Below are 20682 nucleotides of genomic sequence, written 5' to 3' on the forward strand. Positions count from 1 at the left end.
TTGAAGGTGCCGGGCCGTGCCGGCACCGGGAATAGAATTACTCTTTGGCGCGGGCGCGAATAATACGCTGCTGTTCCTGGGCATTCTGGGCCCGGGTTAGCGTAAAGTCGAAGCGAATTTCGGTATGGGGACCGTTCAGGCCGCGACTGGCGATAAGCGATGGGTCGGTGACCTCCACCGGATCCGCCACCAGGCCGTCACGGGTGGCAAAGGCGAAGTCGTCCCACAGATACCGATCGCCATTCAGGTTGATCTGGCTGGTCAGATGGCGGTGATCCGGCGCCGAAACGAAGAAGTGGATATGGGCCGGACGGTTGCCGTGGCGGCCCAGGCGGTCCAGCAGTTGCTGGGTTGGCCCCTGGGGCGGACAGCCATAACCGGAAGGCACGATGCTGCGCACGCTGTAGCGGCCATCGCTGCCGGTGCGGATGCGGCGGCGCAGATTGTAATCGCTCTGGCTGGCATCGAAGAACGAATAGTTGCCCAGGGTGTTGGCGTGCCAGATATCGACAATGGCGTTAGCCAGCGGCTTACCGTCGGTGCCTTTCACTTCGCCGTGCAGCCACATGACTTTACCGTCGTCGCTGCCGTCGTCCATGCGGTCGTGGCTGTCGGCCAGCGGCGCGCCAGCCACATATAGCGGCCCTTCAATGGTGCGGGGCGTGCCGGTTTCACGGTTTTCAGCGGCTTCGATAGCGTCCTGGCGCAGATCCAGGTAGTGCTCCAGCCCCAGTCCCGCCGCCAGCAGCGCGGCTTCTTTACTGCCGCCCAGGTCGTGCAGATAATTAATGGCATGCCAGAACTCTTCCGGCGTAATATTATAGTCATCAATCAACGTACAGATATTTTCCAGCAACTGATGAATAATGGCTTTAAAACGTTCATCGCCGTCACTGCTATTTAATCCGGCGCTTTCTCTTAATAATTCGACCACTTCGGGGTTACTGGCGAAATTGCTCTTCATAATCGGACTCTCTGTTATTTTAACTGTAGGGTTAGCGCCATGACTGGCGCGCAGAGCATTTTAATTATTTATCATCAGACCGAATGGATGACGGATGACGGCACAGCGCGGTCACCGAAATCTCCATCCAGGGATACAGCGGTAATTCCATTAAAATATCATGCAGCTCCTGAGCGTCTTTCACGTCGAAAATACTGACGTTGGCGTACAGCCCGGCCACGCGCCAGATATGGCGCCATTTGCCTTCGCGCTGCAACTGCTGGGAATACGCCTTTTCCGTCGCCTTAATCTGTTCGGCCCGTTCGGCGGGCATATCCGGCGGCAGATTGACCGCCATCTCAACCATAAATAGCATGCTGGTTCTCCTGTTATTGTGGTGCGCGGCTGTAGCGGCGCAGTTTATCTTCATCCAGTTCCACGCCCAGCCCCGGCCCCTGGGGCAGCGCCACCTGGCCGTTCGCGAAGTCGAGCGGGCGAACCACGATATCGTCCTTCAGCAGCAGCGGGCCGAACATCTCGGTGCCCCAGGCTAACGGCAGGGTCGACCAGGCGTGCAGCGAAGCCACGGTGCCGATGGTGCCTTCCAGCATGGTGCCGCCATACAGCCCAATACCCGCAGCCTGAGCGACGTTCGCCAGCTTCAGTACGCTGGCGGGACCGCCTGATTTGGCGATTTTTAAGGCACAGGCGCCGCTAAAACCGCGTCGGGCGATATCGAAACCGTCCTGAGGGCTGGCCACCGCTTCATCGGCAAGAATAGCGGTGCCGCAGTGGTGGCTCAGGCGCACCAGCGCATCGCGATCGTGGGCCGCTACCGGCTGTTCGATAAGGTCAACGCCCATGGCCGCCAGTTCGGCACAGCCCCGTGCGGCGGTGCTGGCATCCCAGGCCTGGTTTACGTCCACCCGAATGCTGGCGCGGCAGCCCAGCGCTTCAACAATGGCGCGGGTATGCGCCAGGTCGGTCGCCAGTTCCCGGGCGCCAATTTTCAGTTTGAAAGCGTTGTGGCGACCGCTTTCCAGCAACTGCTCTCCTTCGGCGATATCCCGGGCGGTGTCGCCGCTCGCCAGGGTCCACAGTACCGGTAACGATGTACTGAGCGCCCCGCCCAGCAGCGCGCTGACCGGCAGCCCCAACTCCTTGCCTCTGGCATCCAGCAGCGCGGTTTCCACTGCCGATTTGGCGAAGGTGTTGCCCTTCACCGCCTTTTCCAGCCGCGCCAGCAGCGGGTTGATATCGTCGGCGGGTTGGCCGACAAGCAGCGGCGCCAGGTAGTTATCCAGCGCCGATTTAATGCCTTCCGGGCTTTCCACCCCGTAGCTCAGACCACCAATAGTGGTCGCTTCGCCCAGGCCGCTGATGCCGTCGGAACGGACGATGCGCAGAATCACCAGGGTCTGACAGCCCATGGTGGTCATTGACAGTTTGTGCGGGCGAATGGTGGGGAGATCCACCAGCCAGCTTTCGAGGTGTTCGATGGTTGCGCTCATAATCTTCCGCCTGATAGCTCCATTATTGTATTTATTGTCAATACGTTACCTCCCGACTACGCAGAAAACCGCATCAAAATCGGGGAATGTGTAATGACAATAGGGTGCGGTGTATCAGAGCGTCAACGGCGGTAATCGAAAAGTTGTGCGATTATCGACGCGCTTGTTAAATTAAAGTTATTAATGTGATCGTTGTGGAATATTAAACAGCTTTCCTCCACCCCACCGGCGGCGTGGATATAGTGGATCTTCGGATCCCCTTGTCCGCCGCCGGAGAGAAGAGAACATGGCCGGAAAAAAAACGGATAACCAGGCACTGACCCCGCTTCAGGGCGAAGAGTGCATCGCAGCCCGACGCGATCCCAACTTTATGCTATCACTGGCCCGCGGGCTGGAGGTGCTGAACGCCTTTACCCCCCAACGCCAGCGGTTAACCATCTCCCAGCTCAGTCAGAAAACCCACATTTCACGGGCCGCCGTACGCCGCTGCCTGTATACCCTGGCGACCCTGGGCATGGTGCACAGCCCCGATGGCCGACACTATGAGCTGTTGCCACGGGTGCTGGCGGTGGGCCACGCTTATCTGGCGGGAACGCCGCTGGCACGGGCCGCCCAGTGCGCGCTGGACAGTCTGCGCGACAGGCTTAATGAGTCCTGCTCCGCCGCCACTCTGGACGGCGACAACGTGCTCTATATCGCCCGGGCGGCGGTGGATAACATTATCAGCATGGATATCGGACGCGGCAGCCGCCTGCCCGCCTGGGCGACATCGATGGGCAGGGTGCTGCTGAGTGCGCTGCCGGAACAGGAGCTGGAAGAGATACTGGCGCGTGCAAAGCGGGTGCCCTTTACCTCCCACACTCTGGCGTCGCTGCCCCAACTGCGGGAAGAGCTGGACCGGGTTCGGCGTCAGGGTTATGCCATTAACGACCAGCAACTGGAGATGGGCCTGCGCTCTATTGCCGTACCGCTGCTGGCGGCAGGTGGACAGGTGGTGGCGGCCATGAATGTGGGCGTGCACGCCTCCAGAATGTCGGTGGACAGACTGCGTAACGAGGTGCTGCCCACGCTACGCCGCGCCGCCACCGATCTTGCCATGCGAATTTAACGGCGCAGACGGTAGAGGATATGGCGCCGCAGCCAGTCGCCTTCCGGCAATGACGGGTGATCGAAAGCGATATCGCGCGCCATGCCCAGCCGGGCCATCAACCGCTGCGAATCCAGATTGGCCAGCGCGGTAAAGGCGACAATCTCCGTCAGACCATAGTCGTGAAACCCGATATCCAGCGCCCGATGCGCCGCCTCGTAAGCGTAGCCGCGCCCCTGGTATGCCCGGACCAGCCGCCAGCCAATCTCTACCACCTCGCCGAACGGCATCGCGATGACCGGGCGGTTTAACCCCACCATACCGATAAAATCACCGCTACGGCGCTCTTCCACCGCCCACATACCAAAACCGTTAGAGATCATGCGCTCGCGCAGAGTGCATAGCATGGCATCGCTTTGCTCACGGCTAAGCGGAGCCGGAAAATAGCGCATCACCTGCGGGTCGGCATTCAGTCGGGCAAAGGCCGGGGCGTCGTCGTCATCCCAGGGGCGCAGAATCAGGCGTTCGGTCTGATAATTCATGGTAAAAGCCTTTCACGAATAAGCTGGCCCAGCCGCGCAACCGCCTGCTCTTCCCGTTCGCCCCACGCCCAGGAGGCATTGAAACGAAAGCCGTGATGCCAGGCGCTGTCGGCGCTGAACATCTTACCGGGAGCAATGCTGATGGCCTGGCGCAGCGCCGCTTCGCTCAGTTCGCTGGCATCCATCTCACGGGGCAGCTCAACCCAAAGGAAGTAGCCGCCGTCGCTGGCGTGAACACGCACCGGGTCGGGAAGATGGCGGTACAGGGCGTGCAGCGCCTGCTGCTTGCGTTCCGCCAGAGTACGGCGCAGACGCCGCAGATGACTGTCATAACGCTGGGTGGCCAGGTAATCCACCAGCGCCAGCTGCATCGGAGAACTGGTGGACAGCGTGCTCATCATCTGCAACTGCTGAATGCGCCGGGCAAAGGCCCCCGCCGCCACCCAGCCGATACGGAATCCCGCCACCAGACATTTGGAAAAAGAGGAGCAGTGCAGCACCGAGGTGCCGTCATCCCAGGCCCGGGCCGGTAGCGGTTTTTCTCGCCCCGCGTAAAGTTCGCTGTAGACGTCGTCCTCAATAAGAGTGACGCCGTAACGCTTTATCAGCGCCATCAGGCGCTGCTTTTTCTCGCGGCTCAGGGTGTAGCCCAGCGGATTCTGAGCATTGGTCATTAACCAGCAAGCCTTAACCGGCCAGCGGTTCAGCGCCTCTTCCAGGGCATCGATCTCGATGCCTTCCCGCACGTCACCCGGCACCGCCAGCGCCCGTAGTTTCAGGCGTTCCAGCGCCTGGAGGGCGCCATAAAAACACGGGTTTTCAACAATCACCCAGTCTCCCGGCTCGGTAATGGCCTGTAGGCTGAGGTTCAGCGCCTCCAGCGCCCCGGCGGTAATGACTATCTCATCCGGCGGGATGGTCATGCCCTGTGCCGCATAGCGCCGGGCGATGGCATGGCGTAGCGCTTCATTGCCCGGCGGCAGGTTATCCGTGATGCTGACCGAGGTGGCATTGCGGCTGACCCTTGCCAGCGAGCGGTTGAGCTGCTGGAGCGGAAACAGCCTGGGGTCGGGAAACGCCGAGCCGAACGGCACCACTGAGGGATCCCGGCTGGCCTGCAGGACGTCGAAAATATAGGTGTTGATATCCACCGCCCCGGCACGCACCGGATGCCGTTCCGCCGTTCGGGCCACCGGACGCGGCGCTACGTAGTAGCCCGATTGGGGACGCGCCACAACGGCGCCCTGACTTTCCAGCAGCTGATAGGCGTGGCTGACGGTCATAAAACTCATGCCGCTGTGGGTCACCTGCTCACGCAGTGACGGCAGACGGTCGCCAGGGTGCCAGACCCCCTGCTCGATTTGCTCCAGAATTTGCTGTGCCAGGCGCTGATATTTTTTCACGGGCGGGGTTCCGGTATTAGCTGAACAGCGGCGTCGGTTTGCCGTCATCATCGATGGCGACAAAGTTAAACTGGCCGTTGATCACCTGTTCGCGCCCTTCGGCATACATATCCTCCAGCCAGACGGTAACCGTGACGGTCAGACTGCTGTTGCCGACCCGGGTCACTTCCCCCACCATTTCGATAATTGAACCTGAGGGAATCGGATTCTGAAAATTGATTTTTTCGGTAGAGACGGTGACCAGGCGCTTACGGCAAAAGCGGGTAGCGGTAACGAACGACACCTCGTCCATCCACGACAGCGCCGTGCCGCCGAACAGCGTGGAGTGATGGTTGATGGTGGTGGGAAACACCACTTTCGCCACGCTGGTGCGTGATAAACGAATCTGCTGGTCGATACTCTCTTGATCCCGGGGGCTCATTACGGTTTCTCTGGTGATTTATGCTAGGTAGCAGGAGTATAACAAAGCAGTAACTTTACCGTCTTCGTGGTTTTTCCCGTTTTGTGCTGGTTTTATATCAGTTATATAAAAAAAGTAAAAAACAAAAAAGTGTTATTATTTCTAACGATCACGGCACAACGCGCCAATATCAAAGCTCCGGGGATGTACAGGAAGTTGTGAGGAAGTCTTGAGGCTCTCAACTTTAACCACGGATTAAATCTCCCCAGGATATCTGTACAGGATATCTGTACAGGGAAAAGCTCAAAAAAACAACTGTGCATCACACAGTTAAGTAAACATTAAATAAGCCATCAAAGACTGGTTTTATTTTTCAACTACAGCATCATGACCCTTTTTTATTATATACATGTGCAGATTCTAATTTCCTAATGGCACGATAGTCTTCCCAAAGCTGTTCCTTTGAATCGCTAATCAAATATACTGTACCTGGTTGACTAAACACATCTCTGGTTTCCTCTAACACGGCATTTTCATGGACATAAAATTCTACTCGATGAAAAGATTTCAACCTTTCTAATTGGCGAGAGAAGTCCAACGCTTTAAATACCCCCTTGGATTTATTGATTAAGCCCACATTAAAAGAATGATTTATCAATTTATAGCAAGGCTTTTCTGTCATTGATAAAAATAGCTCAGGATTTACTATCGAGATAGCAGTAGCCAGGCTCTGTCCGACACCTGTTGTGAGTAATGATACATCTGGACGTAAAATCCCGTCGCTTCTTGCCGCAATCTCGACCAACCGCGGACCATTTTTCGTCAGCATAATTTCTGCATGGCTGGGGCCATTTTTAATTCCTAAACACTGGCATACTTTTTTTGTGTAATTAACAAGCTCATTAAATTCAGAATAAGAGACATCAACTATTTCATCAATATCATAAACGATATTTCCCGTGTCAAGCTTTTTTTTGTGGTACTTTACCACCTCTGTTACCAGCACCTTACAATCAAGAGAGACAAAATTAACTACATACTCAGTTCCATATAAAAACTCCTGAAAAAGAACCTCGTCATTAACATTATTTAATTTATTGATTTTTTTAGATATCAGATTAAAAGCTGCTCTTGCTTCTGTGTATCTATTACAAACAAAAACACCATCAGATCCAGCACTGTCTATTGGCTTTAAGACTACCGGATATAACTCTCCTTTCAACCATTTCTCTGCATTTTTCCATTGAGAGAATTTACCTTGCCTGGTAGAATTAAGATCATTGCAACGTAGTAATTCAATCATGTCAAATTTATTCCGTCGCGCTGTAGTTTTGGTGTAATCATTTGAGTATTTTAGTTTAAATTCAGCATTGAGTTTATCGGATAACAACACCCCACACTCAGCCCCTGCGATAATAACTTCGGCACCAAATTCAGAAATAAATTGTATGGTTCTTTCCAGGTCCTCATGAATGATATGTTTTGTATAGATATCGTAATCAAAGCCATTGTAATAATAACTATCCAAATCAGCACTCGACGATATATGAATTAATTGACAATTCATATCATACAATGCTTTAGCAATGAATTTACCTGATGAAAATCCATCAACAATTGCAACTTTTTTCATTTTCTCAACCCATTTTTATTTTGAAGCTTATTGATACCCAAAACAACTAACAGCACAGTAATAAATATGACAGCACTGATACTTTCATACGAAACTTGAATGCGACTATCTATAAACTGAAACAAAAGCGTAAACACAGGGAGTAGTAACAGCATCAGTGACACATGCATCGGATCTAAATTTGAAATAGAGCTCTGAATCAAAAACACAGGAAAAATATGACCTATAACTGAAAGAGCCAAAACAATAAAAAACATCTCTATACTTAATGAAAATGACAACTTGCAAGTAACAACGTATACCAGTGCTATTATCAACATCAGTATATTACGAAACCCTAAAATCTCATAAGGTTTCCAGCTATTTTTACTCAGCTTTTTGGAAATAAAAGTATAGAGCACAGTTCCTATAGCACTGACTACCACACAAACAATACCAATAAACCGTTCATTATTAGTAGTAGAGGTAATGCCACTTTTTCCTAAATACGAATTAACCAGCATAATGATGACACCGACAAGAACAATCCATGCAATACCTTCTTCAATCCTGGTAGGAGACGATGTCCCTTTGATCACATAACGTGAAATAACTAAAGTTAATGCTGGCCCACAAGCTACGGATACAATACCAACAACAGCTGGTTCAAGATATTTTAAAGACAGAATTAGCCCTCCCCAATTGAGAAGTACTGATACATTTACCAGGATAAGGTGCCGGAAAGAAACTTTAGCCTTAAGAAAATAATTCCAGGTTCCTTTTTTTCTACTTGAGATTACAATAAATACTACACTGGACAATATAAAACAATAAACAATAAATACAGCCGGATTAAGTTTTTGTGTGATATTGGCCACATAAACATCAAAAGCGGCGCTAATCATACAAAATAAAACACCAAAAAAGACTCCAGCATACGCTGTATTATTCATAACTTATCCTTTCACCAAAAATAAGACTACCAACCCTTATCATTGTGGCACCATGATTCAGAGCGATTTTAAAGTCGTTGCTCATCCCCATACTAATATGGTAAATATTATGCTCGCACGCTATATTACGCATTCGTTCAAAATAAACACCAGGTTCTGCATCATTCGGGGGTATGCACATTATCCCTTCAATACTAACATTACTCAACGTGGTTACCTGCTTATAAAGCTCACTAAACTCATCAACAGAAACTCCATTCTGGTTTCATTCCTGCACCCTTCCTATGGTTTCATCTTTCTATTTTTGGTATTACATTACTTCAGTCGTTAAATCAATATGATAGTAAAAACTGGCGATGCAGATAACTTCAATAACCATATCATTTATGGTGTTTTCATCTAAATCAGAGCGAAGGAAAAGATGATATTAAAAGGATTAAACGCAGAAGAAAGCTATATAATCTTTTTTACTTCAATATCCGGTTACGAAAAAATGTCAAAATTTTGGGATCACCAAAGCAAAACGTATAATCTCTGTGGACTTCTTAACATGATTCCTGCTTTGTCAAAAAAAGAACAGATAATGGCCAGATGATACCTGGAACAACATTGCTGTCTACAGCGCCTTCCAAATACATCCCCCCTCTTGCCACCCCACCTCCGCTCAGGTAAAATAAAACAATCCATCCAGACGGATTGTAATTTATGAGCAAAGCCCATCATCGCCCGAAAGACCCCGCTGCGCTGCGCCAGCAACTGCTGGACAGCGCAGCGCAGATTATCGCCACCCGAGGGTTACCCGCCCTGACTCTGGATAAAGTGGTGAAAGAGAGCGGCATCAGCAAAGGCGGCCTTCAGCACCATTTCGCCACCCGCCAGGCGCTGATAGACGGGGTATTTGAAACCCTGCAGGACCAGATGCGAGCGGAGATAGACCAGGAAATGGCCCGCGAGCCACAGGCGCAAGGTCGCGCCACCCGGGCTTACATTCGCGCCTGCGCCCGCCTGATGCCTGACCATGAACAGGAGATGAACCGGGCGCTGATGGCGGCCATGATGGCGGATCCCTACCTGCGCGACCAGTGGGCGGAATTTATCAATCAGCTGCCGCAGGATCCCGGCGATGAGGCGATAAGCCGCCAGCGTCTGCTGTGTCGGCTGGCGGCGGACGGGATGTGGTTCGCCGCCCTGTGCGGCTACCACACTCAGGCGCCGGAACAGCGGCACTGGGTTGTCGAACGTTTGTTAGAGCTTGCGGAGCGTGTGAAATGACCTGGACACTGTTAACCATCGCCATTATCTGCGAAGTGATCGCCACCACGGCCCTGAAACTGTCAGACAGCTTTACCCGGCTGGCGCCGAGCGTAGCGACGGTGGTGTTCTACGGACTGGCCTTTTACTGCCTGACCTTTACCATGCGCACTCTGCCCACTGGCGTTATCTACGCCATCTGGTCAGGGGCTGGCATTGTGCTGATTGGTCTGATCGGCTGGCTGTTTCTGGGCCAGAAGCTGGACTGGCCGGCGATCCTCGGCATGGGGCTGATTATCGCCGGCGTACTGGTGATTAACCTGTTTTCCTCAGTGGAGCACTAATACTTCTCCCCTGCCCGCTCAGCGCTTGCCGGGCAGGGTTTTCAGCAGTTCTTCCGGCGAGATCGAGCCCACCACACTGCCCGGTAGCGGCATCTTCAGAATGTGGTTTTTGATCTTGCCAATAACGTGCATCTCGCAGGGCTTACAGTTAAATTCCAGCCGCAGGACCTCGTCCTGATGCACCAGCTGCATCGGCGTGGCGCGAATCCCCTTCACTCCTTTGGCCTGCTTCGGGCACAGATTAAAGGCGTAGCGCAGGCAGTGTTTGGTGATCATCACCGGCACTTCGCCTTTCTCTTCGTGAGCCTCGTAAGCGGCATCGATCAATGCCACGCCGTGGCGCTGATAGAACTGGCGGGCGCTGGCGTTATAGACGTTGGCCAGGAAGCTAAGCTGCTGTTCCGGGAAGGTCGGCGCAGGCTCAGCCGCCGGTTTACGAGTGGCGCGCTGATATGCAGCAAGCCGTGCTTCAGTCAGTTGCTCCAGAGTTTCACGCCGCAGCTGATTCAGCAGGCCGTTAGGCACAAACGGCAGCTCTCCCTGTAACATCGTCACTTCCCGGGCGCGATAGCAGGTCTGGCCCAGCTTGCTTAACCCGGAACGCAGGCTTTCATAAGCGCGCGCCGGATCTTTCGCCGGGGCGAACTCGCCCGTCAGGCTATGGCTCACCGAGGCCCCGGCCTCGCAGCGAGCGGTGAGCGTCAGGGTTCCGGCATCGCCGCTCAGGGTCAGATCCACCGCGATCCGCCGTTCGGCGGATGGCTTAAGCAGCGCCTGCTGCCACTGATGATCGAGGTTACGATTGATGGGCTGCGGCAGACGCAGTTTACGCAAAGCTTCCGGCAGTGCATTGGGCCAGACCCGATAGCGGCCAGGCCCAGTCTGCTGCACCTTGTTAATCTGGAAGCCCACCACTTCGCGTTTCACCTGCACGTTCAGTCCGTCGCCGTTAGTGAGCGGCGCATCGCCTTCCACTTCCAGCCACTCCGGCCCCACCCTGACCAGTTCGCCCACCGGCAGCCCGACAAAGGTCGGGGTATCGAAGGCGCCGATATCCCCTTTACGGCCGTTGGCGAAGTAGTCGGTGCTGCCGCGATGGAAGGTTTTATCCGGCGACGGCGCAAAAAAGTGCTGACTGCGACCATGGGAAGCCCGGGCCAGATCGCCGCGCTCTTCCAGAATGGCATCCAACTGCTGGCGATAGTAAGCCGTGATGTTCTTCACATAGCTCATATCCTTGTAGCGCCCTTCAATCTTGAAAGAACGCACGCCAGCATCGATAAGCTGAGACAGGTTATCGCTCTGATTATTGTCTTTCATCGACAGCAGGTGTTTTTCATAGGCTACCACCCGCCCCCGATCGTCTTTCAGGGTGTAAGGCAGGCGACAGGCCTGGGAGCAGTCACCGCGGTTGGCGCTACGCCCGGTCTGGGCATGGGAGATATAGCACTGGCCGGAATAGGCCACGCACAGGGCGCCGTGAATGAAGTATTCCAGGGTAGCATCCACCTGCTGATGCACCGCCTGAATCTGCGGCAGGCTAAGCTCCCTGGCCAGTACCAGTTGGGAAAAACCCACTTCAGAAAGGAACTTCGCTTTCTCCGGCGAGCGGATATCGCACTGGGTGCTGGCGTGAAGATCGATGGGCGGAATATCCAGTTCCAGAATCCCCATATCCTGAATAATCAGCGCATCCACCCCGGCGTTCCACAGCGAGTGAATCAGCAGACGTGCCGGTTCCAGTTCATTATCGTGCAGTATGGTATTCAGGGTAACGAACACCTTCGCACCATAGCCGTGGGCGAAAGGCACCAGCTCTGCGATATCACGCAGGCTGTTGCCCGCGTTATGGCGGGCGCCAAATCCGGGACCGCCGATATAGACGGCATCGGCGCCGTGCACGATGGCTTCACGGGCAATGCCCGTATCGCGGGCCGGGCTGAGCAGTTCAAGTTGATTAGGTTGCAGGCGCATGGCGCAGATCCGTTATCGGGAAAATGGCGGCTATTGTAGTCACAGGCGACCGGAATCCAAACAGTTTATGCAGTACAGACTGCAGGGACATAGAAACAGGAGGTGAGGAGTGGATTAGAAGCGGTCCCCTCCCCCAGGTTAAAGCCATTTATCCGGTAACGCCCGTCGCAACGAGCGTCACCCGGCGTTGCCCGTTACGGATAATGGATCAGCGAATGAAACAGGCAGGCGCGCTGCGTGTCGTTGCGATAGCTGTGGGGACTATCGCCGGCGAAGCGCGCTCCCTGCCCGGCCGTCAGGGTTCGCCAGCCGCCATCGGTCTGTAGCGCCAGCGCCCCTTCAATCACCACCACATGCTCTACCACACCCTGCTCGTGAGGCGTGGAGTGGCTGACAGCGCCCGGCGCCAGGGTAATAGCAAACAGATCGAAACGTAGTTGCTCGTCCCAGGGAAACAGCGGTACCACCACCATGGCGCTGTCACCGGCATCATAACCGGGCTGTCCGGCAATCGGCTGAGGCTCAATAAAGGCGGAAAACGGCACCTGAAAGCCGGTAGCGATCTTCCACAGGGTCGCCACCGTCGGGCTGGATTCGCCGCGCTCGATCTGCCCCAGCATCGCTTTCGATACCCCGGTATTTTCAGCGGTCAGGCTCAGACTCCAGCCGCGAGCCTGACGTAACTGGCGCAGCGTGGCGGCCAGGTGAGAGGCCATATCCATCAGATTCTCCTTACTTATTCGCCGCGCAGTATAGCGCCTTGTACGCTATAACGCACGGTGCTATATTCGCCGGACGCTATAACGTACAAGGAGAGCACTATGCGCCTGGCAATCCCCTTTCCCCCTTCGGTGCCCGTGGCCGGTTTTGTGGCTGTGCTGGTAGGCTATGCCAGTTCTGCTGCCATTATCTGGCAGGCGGCTTCCGTCGCGGGCGCCACTAACGCTCAGGTGGCGGGCTGGATGACCATGCTGGGCCTGGCGATGGGGCTAAGCACCCTGCTGCTAAGCCTGCGCTGGCGGGCGCCGGTACTGACGGCCTGGTCGACGCCCGGCGCGGCACTGCTGGTGACCAGCCTGCCAGGCCATTCGCTGGGGGAAGCCACCGGGGTATTTATCTTCTGTGGCGCGCTGATTACGCTGTGCGGCGTCACCGGTCTGTTCGCCCGCTTAATGAAAATTCTGCCCCACAGCCTGTGCGCCGCCATGCTGGCCGGTATTTTGCTGCGTTTCGGGCTGGAAGCCTTCGGCGCTCTGGCGGACAACGGCCTGCTGTGCGGCGTGATGCTGGCCGCCTGGCTGCTGGTACGGACGCTGGCGCCACGCTATGCCGTCATTGCCGCGCTGCTCGCCGGTCTGATGGTCGCCTTCGCCGATCATCAGTACCAGCAGGGGCTAACGTTGCCGCTGTTTGTCACGCCGACCTTTACCCTGCCGCAATTTACGCTTTCCAGCCTGATTGGCGTGGGAGTGCCTTATTTTCTGGTGACCATGGCGTCCCAGAACGCGCCGGGTCTGGCAACGCTTAAGGCCTCCGGCTATCAGGTTCCCACCTCGCCGCTGCTCTCAGTAACCGGTCTGTTTACCCTGGTGCTGGCGCCATTTGGCGCGTTTTCGGTGGCAATTGCCGCCATTACCGCCTCCATCTGCCAGGGGGAAGAGGCTCATCCGGATCCCGCCCGGCGTTGGCAGGCCGCCTGCGCGGCTGGCGTATTCTATCTGCTGGCCGGTCTGGCGGGGGGCGGGATTGTCAATCTGATGACCGCCCTGCCGGATGCCTGGATCAAAATGCTGGCAGGGCTGGCGCTTCTGGGCGCGCTAAGCGGCAGCCTGCATCAGGCGCTGGGCGACGAAAAACAGCGCGATGCCGCCATCGTCACCTTTTTGATTGTGGCGTCCGGGGTCACGCTGTGGGGCGTCGGCTCCGCCTTCTGGGGATTGGTCGGCGGCGGTCTGTGCCATGCCGTACTGTCAGCGACCCGCCGCCCGTAGCTGAGACGGCGTGGCGCCAAAGGCCGCGCGAAAGCGGTTACTAAAATGGCTGGCGGAACTGAATCCGCAGCCCAGGGCTACCTCCGTTAATGGCAGGCGGCTGTGACGCACCAGCTGTTCGGCCCGCAGCAGGCGGCGCTGCATCACATAGCGGTGCGGCGCCATCCCCATCGAACGGCTGAACATACGTGCAAAGTGGAACTCGCTGAGATCCGCTTCCCGGGCCAGCATCGCCAGGGTAATGGCGTCTCCCAAATGCGTTTCGATCCACGCTTCCACCCGGCGTAGTACCACCGGGGCCAGCCCGCCGGTCACCGTAGGCAGGCGCCAGCGTACCGTACTGTAGTGCTGCACCAGATGAATCAGCAATAAGGTCGCTGCGCTACTGAACTGTAGCTGGTTAGCCTGCTGGCGCCAGTCGCAGCTTAGCAGCAGATGGCGGTACATCCAGGCGATACGCTCATCTTCGGCAAAGGTCTTCTCTTCCAGGCTGAGCTGCGCCGGGCCGCGATCCCAGACCTGCTCGGCCACAGCCCGCAGATGCCAGTCGGTACAGTAGAGATGGACAAAAGAGAGATCGCCACGCACGTCCCAGGTATATTCGCTCTGCTCCGGCATCAGGCAGAAACGCCCCGGTCCACCGCCGTTGCGCCAGCCGCCAGGCACCTTAAGCCAGGTTTCATAACCGTCCGCCACATACAGACTCAACGTGTGGTGATCGGAACGCTGGGTGATGGTGTCCTTATTGTTGAACCAGGATGCAAGCTGAATACCAGAGCCCAACACCAGGCTATCGCGCAGCTGCGCCCGGTGTGCGCTGAGCGTGTTAAAGGTGTGGTAATGCGATGGCATAAGCGAACTTCATGCGGATAAAGAATGTCCGCAGTGTACCCGAGCAGGCGCAGGCCCCGCTAGTTTCGGCAACAGAAAAGCGCAAGATGCTGCAAGTCACCGCAGTCTGATGCAGGCGCAGCAGTCACGCCAGCACGATACTGGGGCCACCTTTACCATGACGGGATGAGATTCATGCCTTTTATTCTTTACGCCCTGGTGGTCGCCATCTGGGGCACCACCTGGATAGCCATTGTCATGCAGCTCGGAACGGCGCCGATCGCCGTCTCCATCTTCTGGCGTTTCGCCATCGCGGCGCTGGTGATGACGCTTATCGCCAGGCTGTGCGGCCGTTTGCAGCGCCTGTCGTTGCGCGATCGACTGTTTTGCCTGGCACAGGGCTGCTGCGTGTTCGGCTTTAACTTTCTCTGCTTCTACCACGCCGCCGAATGGATCAACAGCGGACTGGAATCGGTCATTTTTTCAATGGCGGTGCTGTTTAACGCAATTAACAGCTTCCTGTTTTTCAGGATTCGCCCGCCGGTCAGTTTCTTTCCGGCGGCGCTGCTGGGTGCTGCCGGTATCGTACTGCTGTTCTGGCGCGATCTGAGCGCGGCCCGTATTGAACCAGGGCTGTTTATCGGCATCGGGCTGAGCGCGCTGGGCACGCTGGGTTTTTCGCTGGGCAATATGATTAGTCTGCGCCACCAGCGGCGCGGGCTGGATATTCTGACCACCAATAGTCAGGCGATGCTGTATGGAGCGCTGGTGATGGGGTTACTGGCGTTAAGCCAGGGGGCAAACTTTATGCCGCCGCTGTCGGCACGCTATCTGGGCTCCCTGCTCTATCTGGCGCTGTTTGGTTCGGTTATCGCCTTTGGCGCTTACTTTACGCTGGTCAGCCGCATCGGCGCCGGTCAGGCGGCTTACAGCACCCTGCTGTTTCCGCTGGTAGCGCTGGCTATTTCCACCCTCTACGAAGGCTACGTCTGGCACCCCAGCGCGGTTGCCGGTCTGCTGCTGATTCTGACCGGCAACCTGGTGATGTTCGCCCGGCCGGAGCGCCTGTTGTTCAGGCTCCGCGGCACGGCATAATGACTCAGGCGGCCGCCTGGCGCGGCCCCTGTGAATCCACCACCACAATACTCGGCAGCGCCAGCCGGATATCATTTTCCGCCAGTTGCTCAATTAACCGGATATTGATCTCCTGCTGAATATCCATATAGCGGTTATAGTCGGCGGTACTGACGATATGCACTACTTCGAAGCTCAGGCGATCGCTTTCAAACCCCAGCAGATGGGCGCGATCAAAGGTGGTTTCGCCCACATCGGTCACAATCTGCTTCACCATATCGCCAATTTGACGTAGTTTTTCCGGCGGCGTGGACAGTGAGACGCCAAAGGAAAAGACGATGCGTCGGGTCTGCATCCGCTTGTAGTTATGGATAATTTGCTGCAACAGAATGGCGTTGCCGCAGACAATTTGCTCGCCGCTCAGGCTGCGGATACGGGTGGTTTTCAGCCCGATATGCTCGATGGTACCGGCGACATCATTGAATACAATGAAGTCGCCAATCTCGAACGGCTTATCAAAACCGATAGAAAGCGAGGCGAACACATCGCTCAGTACAGTCTGCACCGCCAGCGCGATAGCGATACCGCCAACCCCCAGACTGGCAACCAGCGCGGTAATATCCACCCCGGCATTGGCCAGGATCGACAGCAGCATCATCGACCAGACGATCGCCCGCAGAATAACGCCCAGAATCACCAGGGTCACCGGATTCTTACGGGTGCCCGGGGTGTATATGACGTGATGCAGCCAGGACTGCACCGCCTGATCCAGCCAGATGGCGACCTGGAGCGCCAGCACCAGGAACCACGCATGGCTCAGGGTACTGCCAAGATTGGCCGGCAGTGAGACAAAGCGCAGGCTGATCAGGAAGGCGACCACAAACATCAGCAGTTTGTTGGTCTTGTTCAGCACGTCGAACAGCAGATAGCGGTAGTCACGGGCGGTGGTGCGCGACTCTCCCCAGGACTGAATGGTGCGGTGCACCAGGGCCAGCAGCCTGTTTATCAACCAGTAAACAATGAGCGTCACCAGTACCACGGTCGCTACGCCAATCCAGAACGATGTCGACATCAGCACCGGCAGTATATTTATCTTATCGATGAACGTCATCCGGCCTCCTTTGATGGTTGCAAAACGATCAAGTATAGCCGTTGCGTGCGGGGGAAGGACCGGGCTGGAAGCGCCCGGTACCGGCATATTAGCTAAAGAAGTCGACTTGCCCTCCCTCCAGACTGTACATCGCCCCAAGAATGACGATATCGCCTTTGTTTTCCATTTCGGACAATACCGGGCTACGGCGACGGATCTGTTCCATCGTCATCATCACGTGGGTGCGGGCTACGGCATCGACAAACCCCGGGCTGGCGATGCTCCGTTCACCTTCCCAGGGCGTGTTTTCTACCGCGGGTCGTATCGCCTGTACCAGGGCGGTCAGATGACCCAATTTAACGCCGTTAATGGCGCCTTTAATGGCGCCACATGAGGTGTGCCCCATGACCAGCAGCACTTTGGCGCCGGACACCGTACAGGCATACTCCAGGCTGCCCAAAATATCATCATTCTGGCCATTACCCGCGACTCTGGTGTTAAAAATTTCACCAATGCCGGTATCCAGCACAATTTCCGCCGGTACTCGCGAATCAATACAACTCAGAATCACCGTAGAGGGAAACTGACCGGCCTTGCTGGTACGCTGTTCATCCAGATAATCATGCTGCAACATTTTTCCCTGTCGGAATCGCAGATTGCCCTGCTTCAGGCCTTCTACGATTTCGGCAGGCGTCATCGCGTCGCGCTGTGTTTTCGTCATGGCTGCGGCAAAACTCAACTGCGGTGCGCTGAGCCCGGCAATACCGGTCACCGCCATGGCGGAAACCGCGGCACTGTGTTTAAAAAACTGACGACGGCTGGGATTAAGGGGGATTGGATAACGCATAAGCACTCTCCTTGGTCGATATGCGCCTTGCGTCACTGCAAGGCGTTGCACGATGTTACCGCGCGTCGGCGTGCCGGATTAAGCACGCCGCGCAGGAGAGCAAAAGAATGTGGTGAATATCACGCCAGTTATCAGATTTTTCTTGCAAACAGGGTGGCAAAACGCAGTTTAATCCGATTTCCGTTGGCATCGGTGCGGTGCAACTCGCCGACGTCTTCGTTATATTTCAGCAGCTCCCAGCCTTCGTAGTAACGGCTGAGTTCGCCCTGACGGAAGGCAAAAGGGAAGCCCACGGTGCAGGGGTAATCGTCGGTATCCATGGCCGCGACAATCAGGTTATAGCCACCGGGACGGGTAGCGGCCTGCATGCTGCCGATGAGCCCTGGAATGGTTTCCGGCGCCAGGAACATCATCACCACGGTGGAAAGTATAAAGTCGTACTCGCCATCAAAGGTCAGCCCGTTCAGATCGACAATGCTGGCGTTCAGGTTATCCAGCCCCTCTTCCTGAGCGATACGCTGGACGTTGGCAATGCTGGCCGGATTTTTATCCCAGGCGGTCACATCAAAGCCGCGCGCCGCCAGATAGAGGCTGTTGCGGCCATTGCCACAGCCCACGTCCAGCGTGCGGCCTGGGGTTAGCCACTGCATCGCCTCCAGCACTTCCGAGTGGGTGCGGGTCAGACCATATTTGTCGGTAAAATAGTTTTCATCACGCGGGGTCATGAGAGCTCCTTGTTGTAGCATGGTGCGGGATGCGGTTCACGAAGCAACAGTTTACCCTGGCACAGCAGGATTAGGGTTTGAACCATCAGCAGCCCGATAATCAGGTTAGAGAAGATAAACAGCGGTATCGCCAGCCAGTGGAATACGCCGTCCGGTTGTTCATGTCCCAGATGCAGCGCGGTGGTTGCCAGCGCCGACAGGCCGAATGAAAAGCTCCATAGCGAAGCGTTAAACGGCTGCGTCAGATACCAGGACATCAGCCGTATCATAAACAGCAGCTGCAGCAGGCCGTAGCCAAACAGCATATGAGCAAAGATATCCCCTTTTCCACCGTTGACGCTTAGCCAGGCGCTACAGGCCACCAGCGCCGGCGCCATTTGAATTCCCAGCGAACTGCGCGCCGCGGGCGGCACTTCACCGGCGCTGCGCAGGCGCTGCAATATGGCAGGCTCCAGGCTCAGCCAGGAAAAAACGCCAGCCCCCAAAAACAGGCTGCCGGCCACCGGCCAGCCGAGGGCGCCGCAGGCCATGGCGCTAATAAAGTTGCAGGCTACCGTCGGCAGATAGAGCCCGGGGGTGGTAGCTTCGGTGGGATGGGTACCGCGCCACAGACCGGCGCTCTGCCAGGCGGCGTAACCGAGCTGCGCCACCACACCCACCGCGAACAGCCCCAGCGCCAGCGGCCGCAGCCAGGGAACAACGCCGATCGCCACCAGCATAGTGGTGGCCGGAAACAGACTGACAAAGCTGCTCTTCAACGGATGGCGGATCTCTTCCAGTACGGTGCTGGTGTAACGCACCAGTCGCCAGAGAAAGCTCAGACTCAACAGCAGCCAGATGGCTATCCCCGAGGCGATCAGCCCATCGCTAATACGCGGTGACAGCGGCCAGATCGTGGCGGCATAGCGCCAGGCAAAACCCATACCCAGAATGCCCAACACCATACCAAAGTAACCGGCGGGCAGATTGAGGATCTGACGAGGTTCGGATGATTTCTGCATCTTGTTTAAGACATAAAATATATTTGAAATGCATTTTATGGGATTTGTCCGTCAAATACTATCCCGGCCAGATTTGCTACCTTTTAATCAGTGTTGCCGCCGATTCAATCCGGGAGCCCGCATGCAAAAATTTCGTCTGCTGGAACAAAAGCGCCCGTTCACCATTATGCAGGGTGACGTCAGATGTACGCTCTGGCTACGCCAGCTTGAAGCGATTACCGATTTTGCCGATGTCCGGGCCGGGCAGCGCGGTGGCTGGCTGGAAGAGGAAGAGCTACTAAGCCAGTCCGGCGACTGCTGGGTGTACAGTCAAAACAGCATTCTGTATGGCGGCGCCTGGGTCACCCATAACGCCCGCATTACTGGTGAATGCGCTATCGGCCAGGGGGCGATTATCGACGGCAATGCGCTGGTGGATAGCTCTCAGGTCACCCATCACGCCCACATCGGCGACCAGGCTGCGGTACGCGCCAGTCAGGTCAGCGGTCAATGCCAGATCGGTGACGTCGCCCGGGTCAGCGACAGCCAGGTCATCGCCCGCCGCGGGCTGACGGCGGAAAAACACCAGCAGCTACGTATTGCCGATCGCGCCAGCGTGCAAGCTTCGCGCATTATGCATCAGGCGCAAATCATCGACAGCGCGCTGGTCAGCTACGCCTTTATTGAACACCGGGCCTGCGTAAGCGGTCATGCGGTGATAGAGGGTAACGAAGAGAATGATGTCTGGCTGTGCGATCAGGCCTGGGTAGGAGAGCGGGCACGCATCCTGGCCGGGCGCGGCGAAGGTCAGAGTCCGACCCTGCGTTACAGCTCCCGGGTCGGCGGCAATGCGCAGATCGTGGGCGAATGCCTGCTTAAACATCGGGTGCGGGTGGAAGGCGATGCGGTACTCACTGGCGGGCCGCTACAGCTTGACGATCGCGTTAGCATCGACGGCCACGCCCGGGTGACGGGTAATGTGCTGATCGAGCATCGGGTTCGCCTGACGGATGAGGTTAGCGTCGAAGCCTGGGACGATGAAACCATCCATATTCACGGCGACAAAACCCTGGCAGGCAGTCAGCATATTACCCGGATGCCGTATTACGGGGTTCCCGGGTAAC

The 20682-nt window shown here is 56.0% G+C and carries 22 protein-coding genes; 6 read left to right on the top strand and 16 right to left on the bottom strand.

The window, feature by feature from the left end; all coding sequences use genetic code 11:
* Positions 1-37: 37 nt before the first annotated feature.
* The 3 genes from catA to SCU88_RS12595 form a co-directional block, all read right to left on the bottom strand.
* Complete coding sequence (catA, locus tag SCU88_RS12585) at positions 38-964, bottom strand: catechol 1,2-dioxygenase (RefSeq protein WP_175340507.1); 927 nt, start codon at positions 962-964, stop codon at positions 38-40.
* Between the two features lie 64 nt (positions 965-1028).
* Positions 1029-1319 (bottom strand): muconolactone Delta-isomerase, encoded by a 291-nt coding sequence (gene catC / locus SCU88_RS12590; RefSeq protein ID WP_138097586.1) that lies wholly within the window; start codon positions 1317-1319, stop codon positions 1029-1031.
* 13 nt (positions 1320-1332) lie between these two features.
* The gene (locus tag SCU88_RS12595; RefSeq protein WP_175340508.1) at positions 1333-2454 is read right to left on the bottom strand and encodes a muconate/chloromuconate family cycloisomerase; all 1122 of its coding nucleotides are present in this window, start codon (positions 2452-2454) and stop codon (positions 1333-1335) included.
* A gap of 370 nt (positions 2455-2824) precedes the next feature.
* Between SCU88_RS12595 and SCU88_RS12600 the strand changes: the two genes are divergently transcribed.
* A complete protein-coding gene (locus tag SCU88_RS12600; RefSeq protein ID WP_431810165.1) occupies positions 2825-3562 on the top strand; it encodes an IclR family transcriptional regulator domain-containing protein in 738 nt (245 codons plus the stop codon).
* Here the strand turns inward: SCU88_RS12600 and SCU88_RS12605 are convergent.
* The 6 genes from SCU88_RS12605 to SCU88_RS12630 form a co-directional block, all read right to left on the bottom strand.
* Positions 3559-4083, bottom strand: coding sequence for a GNAT family N-acetyltransferase (locus SCU88_RS12605; protein WP_175340510.1), 525 nt, complete (start codon positions 4081-4083; stop codon positions 3559-3561). The genes SCU88_RS12600 and SCU88_RS12605 overlap by 4 nt on opposite strands.
* Positions 4080-5486, bottom strand: a complete 1407-nt coding sequence (locus SCU88_RS12610; RefSeq protein WP_175340511.1) for an aminotransferase class I/II-fold pyridoxal phosphate-dependent enzyme — start codon at positions 5484-5486, stop codon at positions 4080-4082. Before SCU88_RS12610 ends, SCU88_RS12605 begins: the two co-directional genes overlap by 4 nt.
* Before the next feature lie 16 nt (positions 5487-5502).
* Positions 5503-5907: an acyl-CoA thioesterase gene (locus SCU88_RS12615; protein WP_138097591.1), complete on the bottom strand. Its 405-nt coding sequence runs from the start codon at positions 5905-5907 to the stop codon at positions 5503-5505.
* A 364-nt stretch (positions 5908-6271) separates the two neighbouring features.
* Positions 6272-7519 carry an ATP-grasp domain-containing protein gene (locus tag SCU88_RS12620; protein WP_175340512.1) on the bottom strand — a complete coding sequence of 416 codons (1248 nt, stop codon included), beginning with the start codon at positions 7517-7519 and terminating at the stop codon, positions 6272-6274.
* Positions 7516-8451, bottom strand: coding sequence for an EamA family transporter (locus tag SCU88_RS12625; protein WP_175340513.1), 936 nt, complete (start codon positions 8449-8451; stop codon positions 7516-7518). Before SCU88_RS12625 ends, SCU88_RS12620 begins: the two co-directional genes overlap by 4 nt.
* The gene (locus SCU88_RS12630; RefSeq protein ID WP_431810005.1) at positions 8444-8659 is read right to left on the bottom strand and encodes a hypothetical protein; all 216 of its coding nucleotides are present in this window, start codon (positions 8657-8659) and stop codon (positions 8444-8446) included. Before SCU88_RS12630 ends, SCU88_RS12625 begins: the two co-directional genes overlap by 8 nt.
* A gap of 497 nt (positions 8660-9156) precedes the next feature.
* Here SCU88_RS12630 and SCU88_RS12635 point away from each other — a divergent pair, with 497 nt between their 5' ends.
* Positions 9157-9723, top strand: a complete 567-nt coding sequence (locus SCU88_RS12635) for a TetR family transcriptional regulator (protein WP_175340514.1) — start codon at positions 9157-9159, stop codon at positions 9721-9723.
* Entirely contained in the window at positions 9720-10046 is a 327-nt protein-coding gene (locus SCU88_RS12640; protein ID WP_138097597.1) for a DMT family transporter, read from the top strand. Before SCU88_RS12635 ends, SCU88_RS12640 begins: the two co-directional genes overlap by 4 nt.
* Before the next feature lie 18 nt (positions 10047-10064).
* Here the strand turns inward: SCU88_RS12640 and SCU88_RS12645 are convergent, their stop codons facing one another.
* Together SCU88_RS12645 and SCU88_RS12650 are read right to left on the bottom strand one after the other, a co-directional pair.
* Entirely contained in the window at positions 10065-12020 is a 1956-nt protein-coding gene (locus SCU88_RS12645; protein ID WP_138097598.1) for a peptidase U32 family protein, read from the bottom strand.
* Between the two features lie 194 nt (positions 12021-12214).
* On the bottom strand, positions 12215-12742 hold the full coding sequence (locus SCU88_RS12650; protein WP_138097599.1) for a helix-turn-helix domain-containing protein: 528 nt from the start codon (positions 12740-12742) through the stop codon (positions 12215-12217).
* Between the two features lie 99 nt (positions 12743-12841).
* Here SCU88_RS12650 and SCU88_RS12655 point away from each other — a divergent pair, with 99 nt between their 5' ends.
* Positions 12842-14011 (top strand): benzoate/H(+) symporter BenE family transporter, encoded by a 1170-nt coding sequence (locus tag SCU88_RS12655; protein WP_138097600.1) that lies wholly within the window; start codon positions 12842-12844, stop codon positions 14009-14011.
* Here the strand turns inward: SCU88_RS12655 and SCU88_RS12660 are convergent.
* Complete coding sequence (locus SCU88_RS12660; protein WP_175340515.1) at positions 13991-14863, bottom strand: helix-turn-helix domain-containing protein; 873 nt, start codon at positions 14861-14863, stop codon at positions 13991-13993. The genes SCU88_RS12655 and SCU88_RS12660 overlap by 21 nt on opposite strands.
* Before the next feature lie 174 nt (positions 14864-15037).
* On the opposite strand from SCU88_RS12660, the gene SCU88_RS12665 reads away from it, so the two are divergent.
* Positions 15038-15937 (top strand): EamA family transporter, encoded by a 900-nt coding sequence (locus SCU88_RS12665; RefSeq protein WP_175340516.1) that lies wholly within the window; start codon positions 15038-15040, stop codon positions 15935-15937.
* Between the two features lie 4 nt (positions 15938-15941).
* Here SCU88_RS12665 and SCU88_RS12670 read toward each other — a convergent pair whose 3' ends face one another.
* The 4 genes from SCU88_RS12670 to tehA all read right to left on the bottom strand — a co-directional run bounded on the left by SCU88_RS12670 (position 15942) and on the right by tehA (position 19579).
* Entirely contained in the window at positions 15942-17027 is a 1086-nt protein-coding gene (locus tag SCU88_RS12670) for a mechanosensitive ion channel family protein (RefSeq protein ID WP_138097603.1), read from the bottom strand.
* Between the two features lie 88 nt (positions 17028-17115).
* Positions 17116-17853 (bottom strand): carbonic anhydrase family protein, encoded by a 738-nt coding sequence (locus SCU88_RS12675; protein WP_138097604.1) that lies wholly within the window; start codon positions 17851-17853, stop codon positions 17116-17118.
* Between the two features lie 131 nt (positions 17854-17984).
* Positions 17985-18578: a tellurite resistance methyltransferase TehB gene (tehB, locus tag SCU88_RS12680; RefSeq protein WP_175340517.1), complete on the bottom strand. Its 594-nt coding sequence runs from the start codon at positions 18576-18578 to the stop codon at positions 17985-17987.
* On the bottom strand, positions 18575-19579 hold the full coding sequence (gene tehA / locus SCU88_RS12685; protein ID WP_175340518.1) for a dicarboxylate transporter/tellurite-resistance protein TehA: 1005 nt from the start codon (positions 19577-19579) through the stop codon (positions 18575-18577). Before tehA ends, tehB begins: the two co-directional genes overlap by 4 nt.
* Before the next feature lie 121 nt (positions 19580-19700).
* Here tehA and ydcK point away from each other — a divergent pair, with 121 nt between their 5' ends.
* Positions 19701-20681: a YdcK family protein gene (gene ydcK / locus SCU88_RS12690; RefSeq protein WP_175340519.1), complete on the top strand. Its 981-nt coding sequence runs from the start codon at positions 19701-19703 to the stop codon at positions 20679-20681.
* Position 20682 lies beyond the last annotated feature (1 nt).

Source organism: Jejuibacter sp. L23 (assembly GCF_050815825.1).
Lineage (GTDB): Bacteria > Pseudomonadota > Gammaproteobacteria > Enterobacterales > Enterobacteriaceae > Jejubacter > Jejubacter calystegiae.

Coding starts and splice junctions, on each gene's coding strand:
- SCU88_RS12645 (WP_138097598.1), bottom strand. CDS start 12,020: ATGCGCCTGCAACCTAATCAACTTGAACTGCTCAGCCCGGCCCGCGAT.
- SCU88_RS12660 (WP_175340515.1), bottom strand. CDS start 14,863: ATGCCATCGCATTACCACACCTTTAACACGCTCAGCGCACACCGGGCG.
- tehB (WP_175340517.1), bottom strand. CDS start 18,578: ATGACCCCGCGTGATGAAAACTATTTTACCGACAAATATGGTCTGACC.
- SCU88_RS12635 (WP_175340514.1), top strand. CDS start 9,157: ATGAGCAAAGCCCATCATCGCCCGAAAGACCCCGCTGCGCTGCGCCAG.
- SCU88_RS12655 (WP_138097600.1), top strand. CDS start 12,842: ATGCGCCTGGCAATCCCCTTTCCCCCTTCGGTGCCCGTGGCCGGTTTT.
- catC (WP_138097586.1), bottom strand. CDS start 1,319: ATGCTATTTATGGTTGAGATGGCGGTCAATCTGCCGCCGGATATGCCC.
- catA (WP_175340507.1), bottom strand. CDS start 964: ATGAAGAGCAATTTCGCCAGTAACCCCGAAGTGGTCGAATTATTAAGA.
- SCU88_RS12670 (WP_138097603.1), bottom strand. CDS start 17,027: ATGACGTTCATCGATAAGATAAATATACTGCCGGTGCTGATGTCGACA.
- SCU88_RS12675 (WP_138097604.1), bottom strand. CDS start 17,853: ATGCGTTATCCAATCCCCCTTAATCCCAGCCGTCGTCAGTTTTTTAAA.
- SCU88_RS12665 (WP_175340516.1), top strand. CDS start 15,038: ATGCCTTTTATTCTTTACGCCCTGGTGGTCGCCATCTGGGGCACCACC.
- SCU88_RS12605 (WP_175340510.1), bottom strand. CDS start 4,083: ATGAATTATCAGACCGAACGCCTGATTCTGCGCCCCTGGGATGACGAC.
- SCU88_RS12640 (WP_138097597.1), top strand. CDS start 9,720: ATGACCTGGACACTGTTAACCATCGCCATTATCTGCGAAGTGATCGCC.
- ydcK (WP_175340519.1), top strand. CDS start 19,701: ATGCAAAAATTTCGTCTGCTGGAACAAAAGCGCCCGTTCACCATTATG.
- SCU88_RS12595 (WP_175340508.1), bottom strand. CDS start 2,454: ATGAGCGCAACCATCGAACACCTCGAAAGCTGGCTGGTGGATCTCCCC.
- SCU88_RS12650 (WP_138097599.1), bottom strand. CDS start 12,742: ATGGATATGGCCTCTCACCTGGCCGCCACGCTGCGCCAGTTACGTCAG.
- SCU88_RS12625 (WP_175340513.1), bottom strand. CDS start 8,451: ATGAATAATACAGCGTATGCTGGAGTCTTTTTTGGTGTTTTATTTTGT.
- tehA (WP_175340518.1), bottom strand. CDS start 19,579: ATGCAGAAATCATCCGAACCTCGTCAGATCCTCAATCTGCCCGCCGGT.
- SCU88_RS12600 (WP_431810165.1), top strand. CDS start 2,825: ATGCTATCACTGGCCCGCGGGCTGGAGGTGCTGAACGCCTTTACCCCC.
- SCU88_RS12620 (WP_175340512.1), bottom strand. CDS start 7,519: ATGAAAAAAGTTGCAATTGTTGATGGATTTTCATCAGGTAAATTCATT.
- SCU88_RS12615 (WP_138097591.1), bottom strand. CDS start 5,907: ATGAGCCCCCGGGATCAAGAGAGTATCGACCAGCAGATTCGTTTATCA.